This is a genomic window from Streptomyces sp. MZ04, assembly GCF_004684775.1.
Lineage (GTDB): Bacteria > Actinomycetota > Actinomycetes > Streptomycetales > Streptomycetaceae > Streptomyces.
This window is the reverse complement of the sequence record NZ_SRIC01000190.1, coordinates 1-16,260: the sequence shown is the minus strand read 5'-3', so window position 1 is coordinate 16,260 and position 16,260 is coordinate 1. Positions and strand designations below refer to the sequence as shown.

The 16,260-nt window shown below is 69.8% G+C and carries 14 protein-coding genes and 2 tRNA genes; 11 read left to right on the top strand and 5 right to left on the bottom strand.

Going from position 1 to position 16,260, the window contains the following annotated elements; genetic code table 11:
- The 3 genes from E2651_RS29970 to E2651_RS29960 form a co-directional block, all read left to right on the top strand.
- On the top strand, positions 1–1,074 hold a 1,074-nt coding region (locus E2651_RS29970; protein WP_135334380.1), incomplete at its 5' end, for an AIM24 family protein.
- A gap of 11 nt (positions 1,075–1,085) precedes the next feature.
- Positions 1,086–1,766, top strand: a complete 681-nt coding sequence (locus tag E2651_RS29965; protein WP_135334379.1) for an AIM24 family protein — start codon at positions 1,086–1,088, stop codon at positions 1,764–1,766.
- Between the two features lie 16 nt (positions 1,767–1,782).
- Entirely contained in the window at positions 1,783–2,538 is a 756-nt protein-coding gene (locus E2651_RS29960; RefSeq protein WP_135334378.1) for an AIM24 family protein, read from the top strand.
- Positions 2,539–2,598: 60 nt separating this feature from the next.
- Here E2651_RS29960 and E2651_RS29955 read toward each other — a convergent pair whose 3' ends face one another.
- Positions 2,599–3,129 carry an NUDIX hydrolase gene (locus E2651_RS29955; RefSeq protein WP_135334377.1) on the bottom strand — a complete coding sequence of 177 codons (531 nt, stop codon included), beginning with the start codon at positions 3,127–3,129 and terminating at the stop codon, positions 2,599–2,601.
- Complete coding sequence (locus E2651_RS29950) at positions 3,126–4,580, bottom strand: zinc-dependent metalloprotease (protein WP_135334376.1); 1,455 nt, start codon at positions 4,578–4,580, stop codon at positions 3,126–3,128. Before E2651_RS29950 ends, E2651_RS29955 begins: the two co-directional genes overlap by 4 nt.
- A 191-nt stretch (positions 4,581–4,771) precedes the next feature.
- On the opposite strand from E2651_RS29950, the gene E2651_RS29945 reads away from it, so the two are divergent.
- The 4 genes from E2651_RS29945 to E2651_RS29935 all read left to right on the top strand — a co-directional run bounded on the left by E2651_RS29945 (position 4,772) and on the right by E2651_RS29935 (position 7,921).
- Complete coding sequence (locus tag E2651_RS29945; protein WP_135334375.1) at positions 4,772–5,884, top strand: SDR family oxidoreductase; 1,113 nt, start codon at positions 4,772–4,774, stop codon at positions 5,882–5,884.
- A 93-nt stretch (positions 5,885–5,977) separates the two neighbouring features.
- Positions 5,978–6,442: a molybdenum cofactor biosynthesis protein MoaE gene (locus E2651_RS29940; protein WP_135334374.1), complete on the top strand. Its 465-nt coding sequence runs from the start codon at positions 5,978–5,980 to the stop codon at positions 6,440–6,442.
- Positions 6,443–6,582: 140 nt separating this feature from the next.
- Entirely contained in the window at positions 6,583–6,744 is a 162-nt protein-coding gene (locus tag E2651_RS44240; protein ID WP_167828932.1) for a hypothetical protein, read from the top strand.
- An 88-nt stretch (positions 6,745–6,832) separates the two neighbouring features.
- On the top strand, positions 6,833–7,921 hold the full coding sequence (locus E2651_RS29935; RefSeq protein WP_135334373.1) for a PDZ domain-containing protein: 1,089 nt from the start codon (positions 6,833–6,835) through the stop codon (positions 7,919–7,921).
- Between the two features lie 58 nt (positions 7,922–7,979).
- On the opposite strand, the gene E2651_RS29930 is transcribed toward E2651_RS29935, so the two are convergent.
- Positions 7,980–8,522, bottom strand: a complete 543-nt coding sequence (locus E2651_RS29930; RefSeq protein ID WP_135334372.1) for a PPA1309 family protein — start codon at positions 8,520–8,522, stop codon at positions 7,980–7,982.
- Positions 8,523–8,668: 146 nt separating this feature from the next.
- On the opposite strand from E2651_RS29930, the gene E2651_RS29925 reads away from it, so the two are divergent.
- From E2651_RS29925 to E2651_RS29910, 4 genes are all read left to right on the top strand, one after another.
- On the top strand, positions 8,669–11,566 hold the full coding sequence (locus tag E2651_RS29925) for a UPF0182 family protein (RefSeq protein WP_135334382.1): 2,898 nt from the start codon (positions 8,669–8,671) through the stop codon (positions 11,564–11,566).
- 50 nt (positions 11,567–11,616) lie between these two features.
- Positions 11,617–11,690: transfer RNA gene (locus tag E2651_RS29920), tRNA-Met, on the top strand.
- A 219-nt stretch (positions 11,691–11,909) separates the two neighbouring features.
- Positions 11,910–13,706 (top strand): tetratricopeptide repeat protein, encoded by a 1,797-nt coding sequence (locus tag E2651_RS29915; RefSeq protein WP_135334371.1) that lies wholly within the window; start codon positions 11,910–11,912, stop codon positions 13,704–13,706.
- Between the two features lie 263 nt (positions 13,707–13,969).
- Positions 13,970–14,043 (top strand) — tRNA-Met (locus tag E2651_RS29910).
- 61 nt (positions 14,044–14,104) lie between these two features.
- On the opposite strand, the gene E2651_RS29905 is transcribed toward E2651_RS29910, so the two are convergent.
- On the bottom strand, positions 14,105–15,253 hold the full coding sequence (locus E2651_RS29905; protein ID WP_135334381.1) for an ABC transporter substrate-binding protein: 1,149 nt from the start codon (positions 15,251–15,253) through the stop codon (positions 14,105–14,107).
- 29 nt (positions 15,254–15,282) lie between these two features.
- Positions 15,283–16,173 carry an ABC transporter permease gene (locus E2651_RS29900; RefSeq protein ID WP_135334370.1) on the bottom strand — a complete coding sequence of 297 codons (891 nt, stop codon included), beginning with the start codon at positions 16,171–16,173 and terminating at the stop codon, positions 15,283–15,285.
- Positions 16,174–16,260: the final 87 nt, after the last annotated feature.

Here is a 16,260-nt window from a genome sequence, read left to right as displayed (position 1 = left end):
GCACCGGCTCCGGCCCCCGCCCCGGCTCCCGCGCAGAACTTCGCGCCGCCGCAGGGCGCGACGCCGCCTCCGGCGCCCGCTCCCGCCGACCCGTCGGTGCACGCGGCGCAGACCATCGTGGCGCCCATGAATCAGCCGCCGGCCGGTGCCGTGCCGCCTGCGCCGGCCGCGCCGTACGGGCAGCCGGGCCAGCAGCCGCCGCAGCAGCCGCAGTTCGGCCAGGTCCCCGGCCAGCAGCAGGCCCCGGGCCAGACCGCGCCGCCCCCGCCGGGATACGGCCAGCAGCCCCAGGCGCCGATGCCTCCCGGGTACGGGCAGCAGCCCGCGGCCCCGATGCCGCCCGGCTACGGCCAGCCCCAGGGCGGCCAGTTCCCCGGTCAGCCCGCCGCCCCGCAGGGCGCGGCACCCCAGGGCGCCGGTGTGGCATCCGCCCTCCAGAAGTACCGCGAGGCGCCCACCGGTCAGCGCTGGACGCAGCAGAACGAGAAGCTGATCCGCGTCGACCTCGGCATCGCCGAACAGCCCATCCTCGCCCGCCAGGGCAGCATGGTGCTCTACCAGGGCAAGGTCGAATTCAGCTACAAGGGCGCGGGCTTCGCGGGCCGCGTCGTGGGCAACCAGACCGGCCAGGAGATGCAGCTGATGCGCTGCACCGGCCGCGGCCAGGTCTTCCTCGCCGAGGAAGCCACGCACCTGCACCCGATCGAGCTCCAAGGGGACGCGATCTGCGTCTCCGCGGAGAACGTCCTCGCGTTCGACGAGACGCTCCAGCACGAGGTGCGCAGGATCGAGGGCCACGGCATCCCCGGTGGCGCGCTGTTCGTGATGCAGTTCCAGGGCACCGGCACGGTCATCGTCAAGACGCACGGTGTGCCCGTCGTCCTGCCCGTCACGCCGACGACATTCGCCGACTGCCAGTCCGTGGTCGCCTGGTCGGCGGCCGCCCAGGCGATCGTCTCCAGCCAGGTCCGGCTGCGCAGCAACGCGTACGCCGGTTCCACGGGGGAGAGCGTGAACCTCCAGTTCCGGGGCGCGCCCGGCAACTTCATCATCGTCCAGCCGTACGAGGTCTGAGGGAGCCCGTCATGAATCAGCAACTCGCGGGCTTTGCCCCGGCGCCTGTCGCCGCCCGTATGGAGAACCATGGCAACCACATGCTCAAGGTGGCCATGCAGACCGGAAACGACCTCCTCGCGCGCGTGGGCTCGATGGTCGCCTACGAAGGGTTCGTCACGTACGAGCCCAATCCCCCCGCGGTCCGCCAGATCGCCAAGGAGTGGATGACCGGCGAGGGAGCACCTCTGATGAAGTGCTCCGGAGACGGCCTGCTCTATCTCGCGGACTACGGAGCCGACGTCGTCGTCATCAACTTGGCGGGCGACTCGCTCTCGGTGAACGGCACGAACCTGCTCGCCTTCGACGCGTCCCTCCAGTGGGGCGTCGAGCGGGTCAAGGGCCTGGCCAAGTTCGCAGGACAGGGCCTGTGGAACATCAAGATCTCGGGCCAGGGCTGGGTCGCGCTGACCTCCCGCGGCACCCCGGTCGTCGTCGACTGCGGCCGTGGCGACGACGAGACGTACGTCGACCCGGACGCGCTGCTCGCCTGGTCCCCGAACCTCAAGGTGAAGGGCAAGCGCAGCTTCAAGGCCGGCTCGCTCATCGGGCGCGGCAGCGGCGAGGCCTACCAGATGGGCTTCTCCGGAGAGGGCATCGTCGTCGTACAGCCCAGCGAGGACAGCACCGACCGTCTCCGGGCACGGGGCTGAGGGGGAACAACACACCATGCAGAGCCCACTTTTCGCGCACACCGAGCAGCAGACTCAGGAGCGCTACACCGTCCAGAACCCGCAGCTGCTGCGGATCGCCCTGGAGGGCCACGACGACATCCTGGCCCGCAAGGGCGCCATGGTCGCCTACCAGGGTCTGATCGAGTTCGACGCCGAGTACCAGAGCCAGGGCAACCAGCGTGCCCGCGCGCGCACCGGCGAGGGCCTGGACCTGATGCGCTGCCACGGCCAGGGCACGGTCTATCTCGCCAACCTCGCCCAGTACATCCACGTAGTGGATGTGGACCGGGACGGTCTGACCGTGGACAGCAGCTATGTCCTCGCGCTCGACTCGTCGCTGACCCACCAGGTCATCGCCGTGGACAGCCAGTACGGCATCTCCGGCTCGGGCAAGTACCAGCTCAACATCACCGGTCGCGGCAAGGTCGCCCTGATGACCTCGGGGCAGCCGCTGATGATGCAGGTCACGCCCGACAAGTACGTGAACGCCGACGCCGACGCGATCGTCGCCTGGTCCAACGGTCTGCGGGTGCAGATGCAGGCCCAGACGCACTCATCGGGCGTGTGGCGGCGCCGTGGCAACACCGGTGAGGGCTGGGAGCTCAGCTTCATGGGCCAGGGCTACGCGCTCGTCCAGCCCAGCGAGCTGCTGCCGCCGCAGAACGCGGTCATCGGGCAGGGCGCCAGGGCTCAGTTCGGTATGGGACAGCAGGGTGCCCGGGGGCAGAACCAGGGCAACGTCTGGAGTTAGCAGAGCAGTACGCGTAAGGGGCGGCCGCAGTAGCGACCGCCCCTTACCCATGCTGTGGCCTCACACCTGAAGGCGCTCCCGCGTGGCTTCCACCAGGCGTACGACCGACTCGTCGGCCACCGCCGGCACCTCGTCGTACGCGAACCAGCGCAGGTCCAGGGACTCGTCGCTGATGGCTTCGACCGCGTCGGCGGGGGCCAGTGCCGCGTACTGCACGTCGAGATGCTGCGTACAGGGCCCCGGGATCGGGTGCCGGTCCAGGCGGACCGGTCCGCCCGGCAGCAGGGCCATCCCCGGGATGCCGGACTCTTCCGTCGCCTCCCGCAGCGCCGCCGCGGCCAGCGAGGCGTCGCCCGGCTCGCAGTGGCCGCCCATCTGGAGCCACATCTGCAGCTTCTTGTGCAGGGTCAGCAGGACGCGACCGCGTGACGGGTCGATCACCAGCGCGCTCGCCGTCACGTGCCCGTCCGTGCAGGCCTTCCACATGCCGTCGTCGGGGTGGGCGGCGAGATGGTCCAGGTAGTACTGGCGCAGCTCTTCCTGGTCCTCGTAGCCCTTCAGCACGAGGACCGCGTCGTCGTGCAGGCTCACTTGTCGCTGTCGTCCTCGTCTTCGGCGTCCTTGGCGTCCTTGGCGTCCTTCTTGAGGTCCGGCTTCGCGGCGCCGCCGCCCGCCGCCTCGCCGAGCATCTTGTCCAGCTCGGAGAAGTCCAGCTGCTCGTGGTGCACGAAGCCGTCGGGGTCGTCCAGGTCGGAGGCCGTCGGCAGCATGTCCGGGTGCGCCCACAGGCCGTCGCGCCCGTCCAGACCGCGCGCGTCCGTGAGCGAGGCCCACAGGCGCGAGGCGTCCCGCAGCCGGCGCGGACGCAGCTCCAGGCCGATCAGCGTGGCGAAGGTCTGCTCCGCGGGGCCGCCGGTCGCGCGGCGGCGGCGCAGCGTCTCGCGCAGCGCGTCGGCCGAGGACAGACGCGGCTTGGCGGCGGCGTGCACCACGGCGTCCACCCAGCCCTCGACGAGCGCCAGAGCCGTCTCGAGGCGGGCCAGGGCGGCCTTCTGGGCGGGGGTGTCCTCCGGCTGGAACATGCCCTGCTGGAGCGCCTCCTGCAGCTGCTCCGGGTTCTGCGGGTCGAGCTGGCCGACCACGTCCTCCAGCTTGGCCGTGTCGACCTTGATCCCGCGCGCGTACCCCTCGACCGCGCCGAACAGATGCGAGCGCAGCCACGGCACGTGGGCGAAGAGCCGCTGGTGGGCGGCCTCGCGCAGCGCCAGGTAGAGCCGCACCTCGTCCTTGTCGATGCCCAGGTCCTTGCCGAAGGACTCGATGTTCACCGGGAGCAGCGCGGCCTTGCCCGCCGGGCCGAGCGGCAGGCCGATGTCGGTGGAGCCGACGACCTCGCCCGCGAGCACGCCCACGGCCTGGCCGATCTGCTGGCCGAACATGGCACCGCCCATGGAGCGCATCATGCCGATCAGCGGGCCCGCCATGGCCTGCATCTCCTCGGGCAGCACATCGCCCATGGCCAGGCCCACGCGCTCGGCGACCGGGTCGACCAGCTCCTTCCACACCGGGAGGGTCGCCTCGACCCACTCGGCGCGGCTCCAGGCCACGGCCACGCCGGAGCCCGACGGGAGCGACGTCGCGTCGTCGAGCCACAGGTCGGCCAGGCGCACGGCCTCCTCGACGGCGGAGCGCTCGGCGGGGCCGACGCTGGCGTCCTTCACACCGTCCGCCGTGCCCTGGGAGACGGTCTGGCGTGCGATGTCCTTGGCCATGTCCCAGTTCACCGGGCCGCCCTCGTACGAGAGCATCTGGCCGAGCTGCTGGAAGGCGGCACCCAGGTCGTTCGGGTTCATCGAACCGAACATCGCGGCGAACGGATTGTCACCGCCCTGGCCGCCCGCTCCGGGAAACCCGAAACCGAACGGGTTCGCGGGGCCGCCGGCGCCCTGGCCTCCCCCTCCGGGGGTGTCCTTCTTCTTGCCCTCGTCGCCGTCTTCCGGCTCCTCCGGCGGAAGGCCGAATCCGAATGGGGTGTCACTCACGGGATTCCTCGGCTCGTCAGGCCGCCGGTACGGTTCCGGCGGCGGCTGCCCTACAACACCACCCAGCGTAGACACCGTGACGGGTTCGGGCCTCAGTGCTACGCCTACTCATGGCCTGCGGCAGGATGGATGCCACCTGGTAGGTACGCGTCATTCGCGTACCTACTGAAGACAACCGCTGGAGACGCCCGGTGAGTTCCCCAGATCCACAGGTTCGCGCAGCGCGAAACCTCTCAACTCCGGCCCCCGTCCGCGGGCCGGTGGTAGCCGTCACGGGCGCCGCGTCCGGCGTGGGCGCGCTGCTGACCGAGCGCCTCGCGGCGTCGGAAGAGATCAAGCAGGTCATCGCCATCGACGAGCGCCGGGGCGAGTGCGCCCAGGCCCAGTGGCACATCCTGGACGTACGGGACCCCGCGATCGCCGAGAAGCTGCGGGGCGCGGACGTCGTGGTGCACCTCGCGCTCGACCTCGACCTGGAGACCGACGCCGCTGCCCGTACGGCGTACAACGTGCGCGGTACGCAGACCGTGCTGACGGCGGCCGCCGCGGCGGGCGTCCACCGTGTGGTCCTGTGCACGTCGGCGATGGTCTACGGAGCGCTGGCCGAGAACGAACTGCCCCTCTCCGAAGACGCCGAACTGCGCGCGACCGCGGAGGCGACCGGAGTCGGTGACCTCCTGGAGGTCGAGCGGCTCGCCCGGCGTGCGCCGCGTGCGCACCCCGGTCTGAACGTCACCGTCGTGCGGCCCGCGATTCTCGTGGGCGGCACGGACACGGCGCTCACGCGCTACTTCGAGTCGCCCCGGCTCCTTGTGGTGGCGGGGTCGCGGCCGGCCTGGCAGTTCTGCCACGTCGAGGATCTGTGCAGCGCGCTGGAGTACGCCGTCCTGGAGAAGGTCGAGGGTGAGCTCGCCGTCGGCTGTGACGGGTGGCTCGAGCAGGAAGAGGTCGAGGAGCTCAGCGAGATCCGTCGCATGGAGCTGCCCTCCACCGTCGCGCTCGGCGCGGCGGCGCGGCTGCACCGGATCGGTCTCACTCCGTCTCCCGCCGGTGACCTGGCGTACACGATGTATCCGTGGGTGGTCAGCGTCAGCAGGCTGCATGACGCGGGGTGGCGGCCGCAGTGGACCAACGAGGAGGTTCTCGCGGAGCTGCTGGAAGAGGTGTCCGGCAGGCGTACGGTCGCCGGGCGGCGGCTCGGCCGCAAGGACGCGACCGCCGCGGGTGCCGCGGGCGCGACCGTCGCGCTGCTGGGTGCGGCCGCGGTGGTCCGCCGGGCGCGGAAGGCCCGGCGGCGGATCTGAGGGCCTGCCTGTAGGGATCTCCAAAGCGGTACGCGTGCGTGCCGGGTGAAAACGGTATTCCGTGATGTCCGTGCCGTGCGGCACGATGGCCGTATGGCACGCACCACGAACGAGCACCCCGGCGAGCAGGCCGCACAGGACCCGATCCGGCTTCTCGCGATCCGTGACACCCCGCTCTCCCTGGACGAGGTGTTCCGGGCCGTCGGTGACGACGCCGCCGGCGGCACGGCGCTCTTCGTGGGGACCGTGCGCAATCACGACGGCGGCGCGGACGTCGACGAGCTGGGGTACTCGACCCACCCCACGGCCGAGGCCGAGATGCGCCGAGTGGCCGAGAAGGTCGTCGCCGAGTTCCCGGTACGCGCCCTTGCCGCCGTCCACCGCGTCGGCGACCTGGCCGTGGGCGATCTGGCGGTCGTCGTCGCCGTCTCCTGCCCGCACCGCGCGGAGGCCTTCGCCGCCTGCCGCAAGCTGATCGACGACCTCAAGCACGAGGTGCCGATCTGGAAGCACCAGCGCTTCTCCGACGGGCAGGAGGAGTGGGTCGGCGCCTGCTGAGCCTGTCGCCTCTCCTGCCGAGCCAAGTGGCCGACGGGCTTCCGGTTGCGTAACCCGACCCCTGGCGTGAGCGTTGACACAGCGGATGGTTAATCTGCTGATCAGTCAGTTGCGGTCGCTCATGGGGTCAGGAGGTCGACATGGCATCACTTGCCTGGTTGCTGATTCCGCTTGCGGCGGCTGTCGGTGCGGGTCTGTGGGGTGGCTGGGCCACCCGTAACCGCAAATCGGGCAAGACGGGCGACGTCACGGAGCTCAACGGCTACGCGGCCTTCCGCGAGGCCATGGAGAAGTCGCACTGAGGGGCCTGACGCCTCTCCCCGGAGCCTGACTCCCCGTACGGACTGGCCCCAGGGGTGCACTGACAGACAGGTCCCGTACTGTCGTTCCATGCCACGCCGCACCGCGACGATGCTCGCCTCCACCCTGATGCTGATCGCGCTGCTCTGCGTGGGCGTCCTCATCAAAGTGCCGTACTCGGAGATGTCCCCGGGCCCCACGGTGAACACCCTCGGCGACCACGGCGGCGAGCCGGTGCTGCAGATCTCCGGCCACAAGACGTACCCGACGACCGGTCACCTCAACATGACCACGGTCCGGGTCACCAGCGCCGACTACAACATGAACATCGCCGAGGCCGTCTACGGCTGGCTGGCCCACGACAACATCGTCGTGCCGCACGACACCCTCTACCCGGACGGCAAGACGGAGCAGCAGTCGACCCAGGAGAACGCCGAGGAGTTCAGTCAGTCCCAGGAGAGCGCCAAGGTCTCGGCGCTGCGGGAGCTGGACCTTCCGGTGAAGTCGCAGGTGGTCGTCTCCACCGTCTTCAAGAAGAGCCCCGCCGAGGGCAAGCTGCACGCGGGCGACGTCATCAAGAAGGTCGACGGCACGCCCGTGAAGGAGATGACGGACGTCGCCAAGCTGGTCACCAAGCACAAGCCTGGCCAGAACGTCGTCTTCAGTGTCGTCCCGGTCAAGGAGGCGGCCGCGGCGGAGAAGGCCGGCAAGGAGCCGACGGAGACCGACGACGTCGAGATCACCACGGAGAAGGCGAAGGACGGCCGCGCGATCGTCGGCATCCAGGCGGGCACCGACTACACCTTCCCGTTCACCATCGACATCAAGCTCGCGGATGTGGGCGGACCCAGCGCCGGACTGATGTTCGCGCTCGGCATCGTCGACAAGCTGACCCCGAACGACCTCACCGGAGGCAAGTTCGTGGCGGGCACCGGCACCATCGACGACAACGGCAAGGTCGGCCCGATCGGCGGCATCGAGATGAAGACCGTCGGCGCGCGCGACAAGGGCGCCGAGTACTTCCTGACGCCGAAGGACAACTGCGCCACCGCCGCCAAGGACATCCCCGACGGGCTCACGCTGGTCAAGGTGAACACCATCGACGACGCGGTGGACGCCCTCCAGGACATCCGCAAGGGCGACACCGCGGACCTGCCGCAGTGCACCGCCAAGAAGTGACAGACGCCTGCGCCGCCGCCGGAGAATCCGGCGGCGGCGCACACGCATGACCGCCGAGTTACTCGGCGAACGTCGCCGCCAGCGCGTCCGCCAGGCCCGGCACCAGGTCGGAGCCCGTGAGGACCTCGGTCGCGGAGTCCTTCTCGCGCAGCCGCAGGGCCGACTCGCGCGCACCGTCACGGAGCACCGCGACCGTCATGCGGACCTCCTGCCGGTCCGGGTGCTCGGCAACCCACTTCGCGAGCTTGCCCTCGCTGAGCCCCTCCGGGACGGAGGTCTCCGCGGACGGCGGCAGCATCATGCGCTCCACCGTGAGGGCGCAGCCCACCACCGCGTCCGGCCAGGCGATGGTGCCGAGGAACTCGTCGAGCGGCTTGCCCTCGGGAAGCTCCTCCTGCTCGATGGGCGTCAGACCGGTGTCTTCCGGGGAGTTGTCGAGGCCGAGCTGGGAGGCGAGGCCGGGTTCTTGGGTGCGCAGTCGCGCCGTGTCGACGAGCGCGAAGAGGCGTGCGGGCCGGTCCCAGCCGAGGCCTGATGCGTACTCGTCGATCTCGAGAACGGCTCGGGTGAGGGGGCTCGCTGCCATGGGAGTGTTGGACATGGTCACAATCCTGCCTCGTTAGTCCCGAGAAACGGGAACCGAGTAAAGCGTGAGTAAGTTGCATAGGTGTGGGTCCACGATCACGGGGCCCTGACGGACCAACAGAATCAACATCGAACTTCGAGGTGCGCACCTTGGCTTTCCAGATGCCGGACCGCGGCGGAGGCCCGACGGGGCCACGGATCAGAGTGGGCCGACCGTCCCGTCGTGTCCGGACCCTGCTCATGACAGTGGGCATCCTGGCGGTACTCGCCATGTTGTTCGTCATGTTCGCGGGGTTCTGGACGGACTGGCTCTGGTACCGCTCGGTCAACTATTCGTCGGTGTTCACGACGACCCTGTGGACCAAGGTAGGCCTGTTCTTCGTCTTCGGCCTGCTCATGGCGGCCGCGGTCGGCGTGAACATCTGGCTGGCGCACCGGCTGCGCCCGCCGCTGAGCGCCATGTCGATGGAGCAGCAGAGCCTCGACCGGTACCGCATGAGCATCGCGCCGTACAAGAAGTGGCTGCTGCTCGGCATCGCCACGCTGGTCGGCCTGATCGCGGGCGCGTCCGCGGCGGGCCAGTGGCGCACGTGGCTGATGTGGGTGAACGGCGTCTCCTTCGGCCAGAAGGACCCGCAGTTCCACATGGACGTGTCGTTCTTCGCGTTCGACCTTCCCTGGTACCGCTTCCTGCTCGGCTTCGGCTTCGCGGCCACCGTGCTCTCGCTGGTCGCCGCCGCCCTCACGCACTACCTGTACGGCGGACTGCGGATCACCAGCCCCGGCGCGCGCGCGACGGCGGCATCGACGGGCCATCTGTCGGTGCTGCTCGGCATCTTCGTGACGCTCAAGGCCGTGGCGTACTGGCTCGACCGGTACGGCCTCGCGGTGAAGTCCAGTGACTTCAAGGCGACGGGCAACTGGACAGGCCTGCGCTACGTGGACGCGAACGCGTATCTGCCGGCGAAGACGATCCTGTTCTGCATCGCCGTCATCTGCGCCCTGCTGTTCTTCGCGACGCTGTGGCGGCGTACCTGGCAGCTGCCGGTCATCGGCTTCGGCCTGATGGTGCTCTCCGCCATCCTCATCGGCGGTCTGTACCCGGCCATCGTGCAGAAGTTCCAGGTCCAGCCGAACGAGCAGGCCAAGGAATCTCCATACGTGGAGAAGAACCTCAAGGCCACCCGCGCGGCGTACGGCATCGGCGGCACCGAGGTCAAGGAGTACCCCGGCGTCAGCAGGACGACCGACCAGACGAAGCTGCGCGACGACGCGAACGGCGCCGCGAGCATCCGCCTGCTCGACCCGAACATCGTCTCGCCGACGTTCCAGCAGCTGCAGCAGATGAAGAACTACTACGGCTTCCCGTCGAACCTGGACGTCGACCGCTACAGCAAGGACGGCAAGAACGCCGGGGAGCAGGACACGGTCATCGGCCTGCGCGAGCTGAACCTCGACGGCGTGCCCAAGAACAACTGGATCAACGACCACTTCCGCTACACCCACGGGTTCGGCGCGGTCGCGGCCAAGGGCACCGAGGCGGACAGCCAGGGACGACCGGTCTTCACCGAGTCCGACCTGCCCTCCAAGGGCAATCTCGGGTCGTACGAGCAGCGGATCTACTACGGCGAGAAGACGACGGAGTACTCCATCGTCGGCGGCCCGCAGAAGGAGATCGACTACTCCGACGACAGCGGCGAGAAGACGACGAGCTACAAGGGCGACAGCGGCGTCAATCTCTCCAACCCGATCAACAGGGCCGCGTACGCGGTGTCGTTCGGTGAGCCGCAGATGCTCTACTCCGGAGCGATCGGCGAGGGTTCGCGGATCCTCTACAACCGCACGCCCAAGGACCGCGTCGAGGCGGTGGCCCCCTGGCTGACCATCGACGGCGACGCCTATCCGGCGGTGGTCGGCAACAAGATCCAGTGGATCGTCGACGCCTACACCACCACCAACGGCTATCCCTACGCGTCGCGCACGACGCTGGGGGACACCACGGCCGACTCGCTGACCGCGGCCAACAACCAGCGTGCGGTGGTGGCCCAGCAGAACCAGGTCAACTACATCCGCAACTCGGTGAAGGCGACCGTCGACGCGTACACCGGTGAGGTCACGCTCTACGAGTGGGACACCAAGGACCCGGTCCTGAAGACCTGGCGCAAGGCGTTCCCGGGCACGGTCAAGGACAAGAGCGAGATCTCGCAGCCCTTGATGGACCACATGCGGTATCCGCAGGACCTGTTCAAGGTCCAGCGCGAGCTGCTCAGCCGCTACCACGTGAAGGACGCCGAGACGTTCCTCAGCGGCAGTGAGGTGTGGCAGGTGCCCGACGACCCGACGAACAAGTCGGGCAGCGCGGTCCCGCCGTACTACCTGAGCATGAAGATGCCGGACCAGCAGAAGCAGGACTTCTCGCTGACGACGTCCTTCACGCCCAACGGCCGGGACAACCTGAGCGCCTTCATGGCGGTCAACGCCGAGGCCGGGACCAGCGATTACGGCAAGATCAGAATACTGAAGATGCCGTCGAGCAGAACGGTCGACGGACCAAAACAGGTACAGAGCAAGTTCAACTCCAACGAGGACATCGCCGAGCAGATCAGGCTCCTGAAGGGCGGTGACTCAGAGGTCGACTACGGCAATCTGCTGACCGTGCCGTTGGACGGCGGCCTGCTCTATGTGGAACCCGTCTACGTCAAGGGCGGCGGGCTCAAGTACCCGCTTCTCAAGAAGGTCCTCGTCACCTACGGCAGCAAGATCGCCTTCGAGAACACCTTGGAGGAGGCCTTGAACCAGGTGTTCGGCAAGGACGGCGCGCCACCGGTCGAGGAGCCACCACCGGGCGACAAGGAGAAACCCGAACCGCCGAAGTCCGACAACCCGACGGTCCAGGCGGCGCTCGACGACGCGCAGAAGGCCTTCGAGGACGGCCAGAAGGCGCTGAAGGACGGCGACTGGAAGGCGTACGGCGAGGCGCAGAAGGACCTCGAGAAAGCGCTGCAGCGAGCCGAGGACGCCCAGGCCAAGGAGCAGAAGGGCAACAACAAGGGCGGCTGACCAGGTGTAAAGCACCTACCCCGCGCCGTGGTACTGTTTCAACACAACGGCGCGGGGTGGAGCAGCTCGGTAGCTCGCTGGGCTCATAACCCAGAGGTCGCAGGTTCAAATCCTGTCCCCGCTACTAAAAGACGAAGGCCCGGATCCTTATCGGATCCGGGCCTTCGTCATGTGCCCGTGGTGCCGTGTCGGCGTGCGCTGTTCTGTGCGAAGCATGCTCCGGCCGGGGGGAGTTGGGGAATCTGTGTTTCACTTATCTCTCTGTGGGCATGTCGACAAAACGCTGAAGTGACCTCACTGGCTGCGGTATACCAGGTGTACCCAGGTTGCAGGTGGTGCGACGATGGACGTTATGGGGGACAAGGCAACTCTGTTGGAGACAGGGCGGTTTGTGCAGCCGGCCGACCGGGAGGATCCCGGGGCGGCCGCCGAGGAGTTGCGCCATCGGCTCGCCGCCGAGGCCGGAGATGTCGACGCGATGAGCGTCCTGGGAAGCCTGCTGCTGCGCCGCGGCGATCTCGACGGGGCCGAATCCATGCTGCGCGCGGCGACCGCGGAGGGCGACCGCGCCGCGGCCAACAACCTCGGAGTCCTGCTCCACCAGCGTGGCTACGCCGATGAGGCGGCCGGCTGGTGGCGGGTAGCCGCCGTCGCCGGTTCCGCCGCGGCCGCGCACGCGCTCGGGCGGCACCACCGCGAGCGCGGCGACGAGCCGGCCGCCGAGTACTGGCTGCGGCAGTCCGCCGAGCAGGGCCACGCGCTTGGGGCGTACGCCCTCGCCGACCTCCTGGAGCACCGCGGTGACGCGGGTGCCGAGCGCTGGATGCGGGCATCCGCCGAGCGCGGCCACCGCGAGGCCGCGTACCGGATCGCCCGCGCCCTCGACCGGCGGGCCGCCGACGGGCCCGCCGACGACGAAGGCGTACGGTCCGCTGCCGCGGAGGCCGAGCAGTGGTACCGCCAGGCGGCCGCGCGCGGGCACCGGCGTGCCGCGCTGCACCTCGGCGCGATCCTGGAGCAGCGCGGCGAGCTGAAGGAGGCCGGGCGCTGGTACCTGAACTCCGCGAAGGACGGCGAGGCGCGCGCCGCCTGCGCCCTCGGCTTCCTGCTGCGGGACGCCGGCGACACGGAGAGCGCCGCCGTCTGGTGGCTGAAAGCAGCCCAGGACGGGGACGGGAACGCCGCGAACGCGCTCGGTGCCCTGCACGCCGAGCGGGGCGAGACGCAGACCGCCGAGCGGTGGTACCGCGCGGCCATGGACGCGGGCGATGTGAACGGCGCCTACAACCTCGGGCTGCTCTGCGCCGAGCAGGGGCGGACCGCGCAGGCCGACCAGTGGTACCGCCGTGCCGCGTACGCCGGTCACCGCGAGGCGGCCAACGCGCTCGCCGTGCTGCTCCTGCAGGGTGGCGACGCGGCGGGCGCCGAGCCGTGGTTCTCCAAGGCCGCCGAGGCGGGCAGCGTGGACGCGGCCTTCAACCTCGGGATTCTGTACGCGTCCCGTGACGACGACGGCGCCGCGCTGCCCTGGTACGAGCGGGCGGCGGCCGCCGGGCACACCGAGGCCGCGCTCCAGGTCGGCACCGCGCGTCTTCGGGACGGCGACGAGCAGGATGCCGAGCGGCATCTGCGGTGCGCGGCCGGTGGCGGCAGCGCGGAGGCGGCGTACCGGCTCGGCACCGTGCTCGACGCGCGGCGGCCGCCCGCGGGCCCGCCCGCGCTCGGGGAGCCCGCTGCCGAGAAGACCGAGTGCGAGGAGTGGTACGAGCGGGCCGCCGAGCAGGGACACCGCCGGGCGCAGGTGCGGGTCGGGATGCTGGCCGCCGGGCGCGGGGACGTCGTCGAGGCGGCGCGGTGGTACCGCCTCGCGGCGGAGGCGGGCAGCCGGAACGGGGCGTTCAATCTGGGGCTGCTGTTGGCTCGTGAGGGCAGTGAGCCCGAGGCCGCGCTGTGGTGGACGCGGGCCGCTGACGCGGGGCATGGGCGGGCCGCGCTGCGGCTTGCGCTGCTTTACGCTCGGCGCGGGCAGCTGGTGGAGGGGCAGCGGTGGGCTTCCCGGGCGGTTGATCTTGGGCCTGCTGAGGTCAGCGAGCGGGCCGCCCGCTTGCGCGAGGCGCTGCAGCAGGAGCTGACTGCCTGAGCGCCTCTGCTTGGTGCTGCTTGCGGCTGTGGGGCGGGTGCAGGCCGGTGGGCGGTCTGTGCCCACCCGTTCCGCCGTGCGGAACGCCTGCCCACAGACAGGCGGACAGGGTGGGCGGGGCGGCAGCCCGCAGGCAGGCGTGCGGAACGCCTGCCCACAGACAGGCAGACAGGGCGGACAGGGCGGGCGGGGTAGTCGCTCGGTGGCCTTGGTGGAAGGGATTTGCGCTGGTCGTGGGCTTGACGTAGAGTTGCGTTTAACGACGCGGGGTGGAGCAGCTCGGTAGCTCGCTGGGCTCATAACCCAGAGGTCGCAGGTTCAAATCCTGTCCCCGCTACTGAAGGCCAAGGGCCGGAAGCTTTTCGAAGCTTCCGGCCCTTGGTGTTTCCCGGGCGGGGCTACGGCTTGTGGCCCACCGCCTCCCCGTACAGCTTGCGGTCCACCGCCTTCTCCTCCGGGACCTTGTCCCCCTCGGCGACGCCCGCGGCCTCGTACGCGTCCTGGAGCCGGTCCGTCGTGCCCGAGCGGATCTCCCAGTCCATGCGGAGTGACGGAGTCGACCTCAGGACCGCCTCGTCGGTCTTCAGGAGCTTCGCCAGTTCGGAGACGAAGGCCTTGTCCGCCTTGTAGTCGCCGGCGAAGTAGGTGTTCACCGTCCTGATGTACGCACGGAGCAGCGCCACGCCCGCGTCCGGGTCCTTCGTCAGGAGCTCCGGGCCGAACAGGAGCCCGCCGAGCGGTTCGGCCTGGGGCTGGCCGCCCAGGAAGGCGTACCGCTTGTCGCCGTCGACTTTGCGCCAGACCGGGTCCAGGAGCCAGGCGGAGTCCGTGCCGCCGTTCTGGAGGGCGGTCAGCACGTCCGCGGAACCGAGCTGCTGGAACTGGATCTCGTCGAGGCCGCCGCCGTGCTTCTTCAGGGCCTTGCCCATGGGGTACGAGATGACCGACCCCTTGCCGATCATGGTGCCGAGTTTGCGTCCTGCCATCGGTACGTGGTCCGCGTGCTCGCCCTTCTTCAGCTTCACCCACAGGCCGCTCTTGGACTTCGGGTCGGGGGAGAAGTTCCCGGCCGCCCACTTGATGGTGAAGCCGCTGGTGATGCCGTTCATGACGGCGGCCTCGGGGGCGGCCCACTGGGCGTCGATGTCTCCCTTGGCGAGGAGGGGGAGCGCGTCGGGGGTCGGAAGGACCTTGAGGTGGACGTCCAGGCCCTCCTTCTTGAACTCGCCCTTCTTCACGGCCATTTGGAGGGGTGCGACGTACTCCGCGCTCAGCGTGCCGGTCGCGATGGTCAGGCTGCGTTCCTTCTTGAGGCGCTGCGGGGCGGGTGCTCCCTTGCCGCAGCGGGCAGGTTTCCGGTCCGGTGCCAGGTCCGCCGGGTCGGTCCAACTGCCCTTGCCGCAGCCTGGAACGGCCTTGACCGCGCGGGGCTTGGCGGCCGGGGATGAGTCCGTGGTGTCGTCCTCCTTGGCGCAGCCCGCGGCGGCGAGCAGCGAGCCCGCCACCAGCAGGGTGGTCAGAGCGGTGGTACGGGTGCGGGTACGCATGGGGCCTCCGAGCACATTCGTACGTACGGTCATGACTGGCTTCTGCCGCGGTCGCGCGGTGCCCACGGGGTGAGCAACCGCCCGGCGATCCGCACCAGTTCGGAGAAGACGACGCCGAGGACGGCGACGCAGACGATGCCGACGAACATCACGTCGTTCTGGAACAGCGCCCTCGAGTCGAAGATGAGGTGGCCCAGGCCGTCCGCCGCCGCGATCTGTTCGGAGGCCACGATCACCAGGACCGCGACGCCCGCCGCGATCCGGGCACCGACCAGGACCGCCGGCAGCGAGGCGGGCAGCAGGACGTGGCGGAACATCTGCCACGGCGACGCCCCGAAGACCTGGCCCGCGTCGCGGTGCCCGGACGGCACGGCGAGCACCGCCGCCATGGTCGAGATCCAGACGAAGAAGAAGACGGTGGTCGCGACGAGCGCGATCTGCGGGCCCTCACCGAGGCCGAACATGTTCAGGAAGACGGGGAGGAGCGCCAGTTTCGGTACGACGTACAGGGCGTCCAGGAGCGGTTCCAGTGCGGCGCGTACGAGCGAGAGGGAGCCCATGAGCAGGCCGAGGGCATAGCCCGTGACCGTGCCGATCGCGTACCCGGCGAGCACGCGCTTGAGCGTGGCCCAGACGTCGGGCCACAGCTCGCCGTCGGCCGCGCGTTCCCAGCCGTCCTCGATGATCGTCTGGGGCGCGGGGTAGACACGGTCGTCGATCCAGCCTTGCGTGGCGGCGAGCTGCCAGAGGAGGACCAGGGCGAGCGGGACGGCGACGGCGAGGCCGAGCTCCAGGGTGCGGCGTCTGCGGTGGGTGCGGGTGGGGTGCAGTTCCTGGGGGCCGGGGCGTCTGACCAGGACGCCTTCTTCCGGGGGGTCTGTCTCTTGTGGACTGCGTACGTTTCTGGTGTCGGCGCTCATGCCGGGACCGCCTCTCGGCGGACCTCGCCGCGCAGCAGTTCCCACAACTCGCTCTTGAGGGCGGCGAATTCGGGGGTGGAGCGGATG

Bases quoted from the DNA above. Each gene is read 5' to 3' on its own strand.
- E2651_RS29965 (WP_135334379.1), top strand. From the start codon at position 1,086: ATGAATCAGCAACTCGCGGGCTTTGCCCCGGCGCCTGTCGCCGCCCGT.
- E2651_RS29960 (WP_135334378.1), top strand. From the start codon at position 1,783: ATGCAGAGCCCACTTTTCGCGCACACCGAGCAGCAGACTCAGGAGCGC.
- E2651_RS29940 (WP_135334374.1), top strand. From the start codon at position 5,978: ATGGCACGCACCACGAACGAGCACCCCGGCGAGCAGGCCGCACAGGAC.
- E2651_RS44240 (WP_167828932.1), top strand. From the start codon at position 6,583: ATGGCATCACTTGCCTGGTTGCTGATTCCGCTTGCGGCGGCTGTCGGT.
- E2651_RS29935 (WP_135334373.1), top strand. From the start codon at position 6,833: ATGCCACGCCGCACCGCGACGATGCTCGCCTCCACCCTGATGCTGATC.
- E2651_RS29930 (WP_135334372.1), bottom strand. From the start codon at position 8,522: ATGTCCAACACTCCCATGGCAGCGAGCCCCCTCACCCGAGCCGTTCTC.
- E2651_RS29925 (WP_135334382.1), top strand. From the start codon at position 8,669: ATGCCGGACCGCGGCGGAGGCCCGACGGGGCCACGGATCAGAGTGGGC.
- E2651_RS29915 (WP_135334371.1), top strand. From the start codon at position 11,910: ATGGACGTTATGGGGGACAAGGCAACTCTGTTGGAGACAGGGCGGTTT.
- E2651_RS29905 (WP_135334381.1), bottom strand. From the start codon at position 15,253: ATGCGTACCCGCACCCGTACCACCGCTCTGACCACCCTGCTGGTGGCG.
- E2651_RS29900 (WP_135334370.1), bottom strand. From the start codon at position 16,173: ATGAGCGCCGACACCAGAAACGTACGCAGTCCACAAGAGACAGACCCC.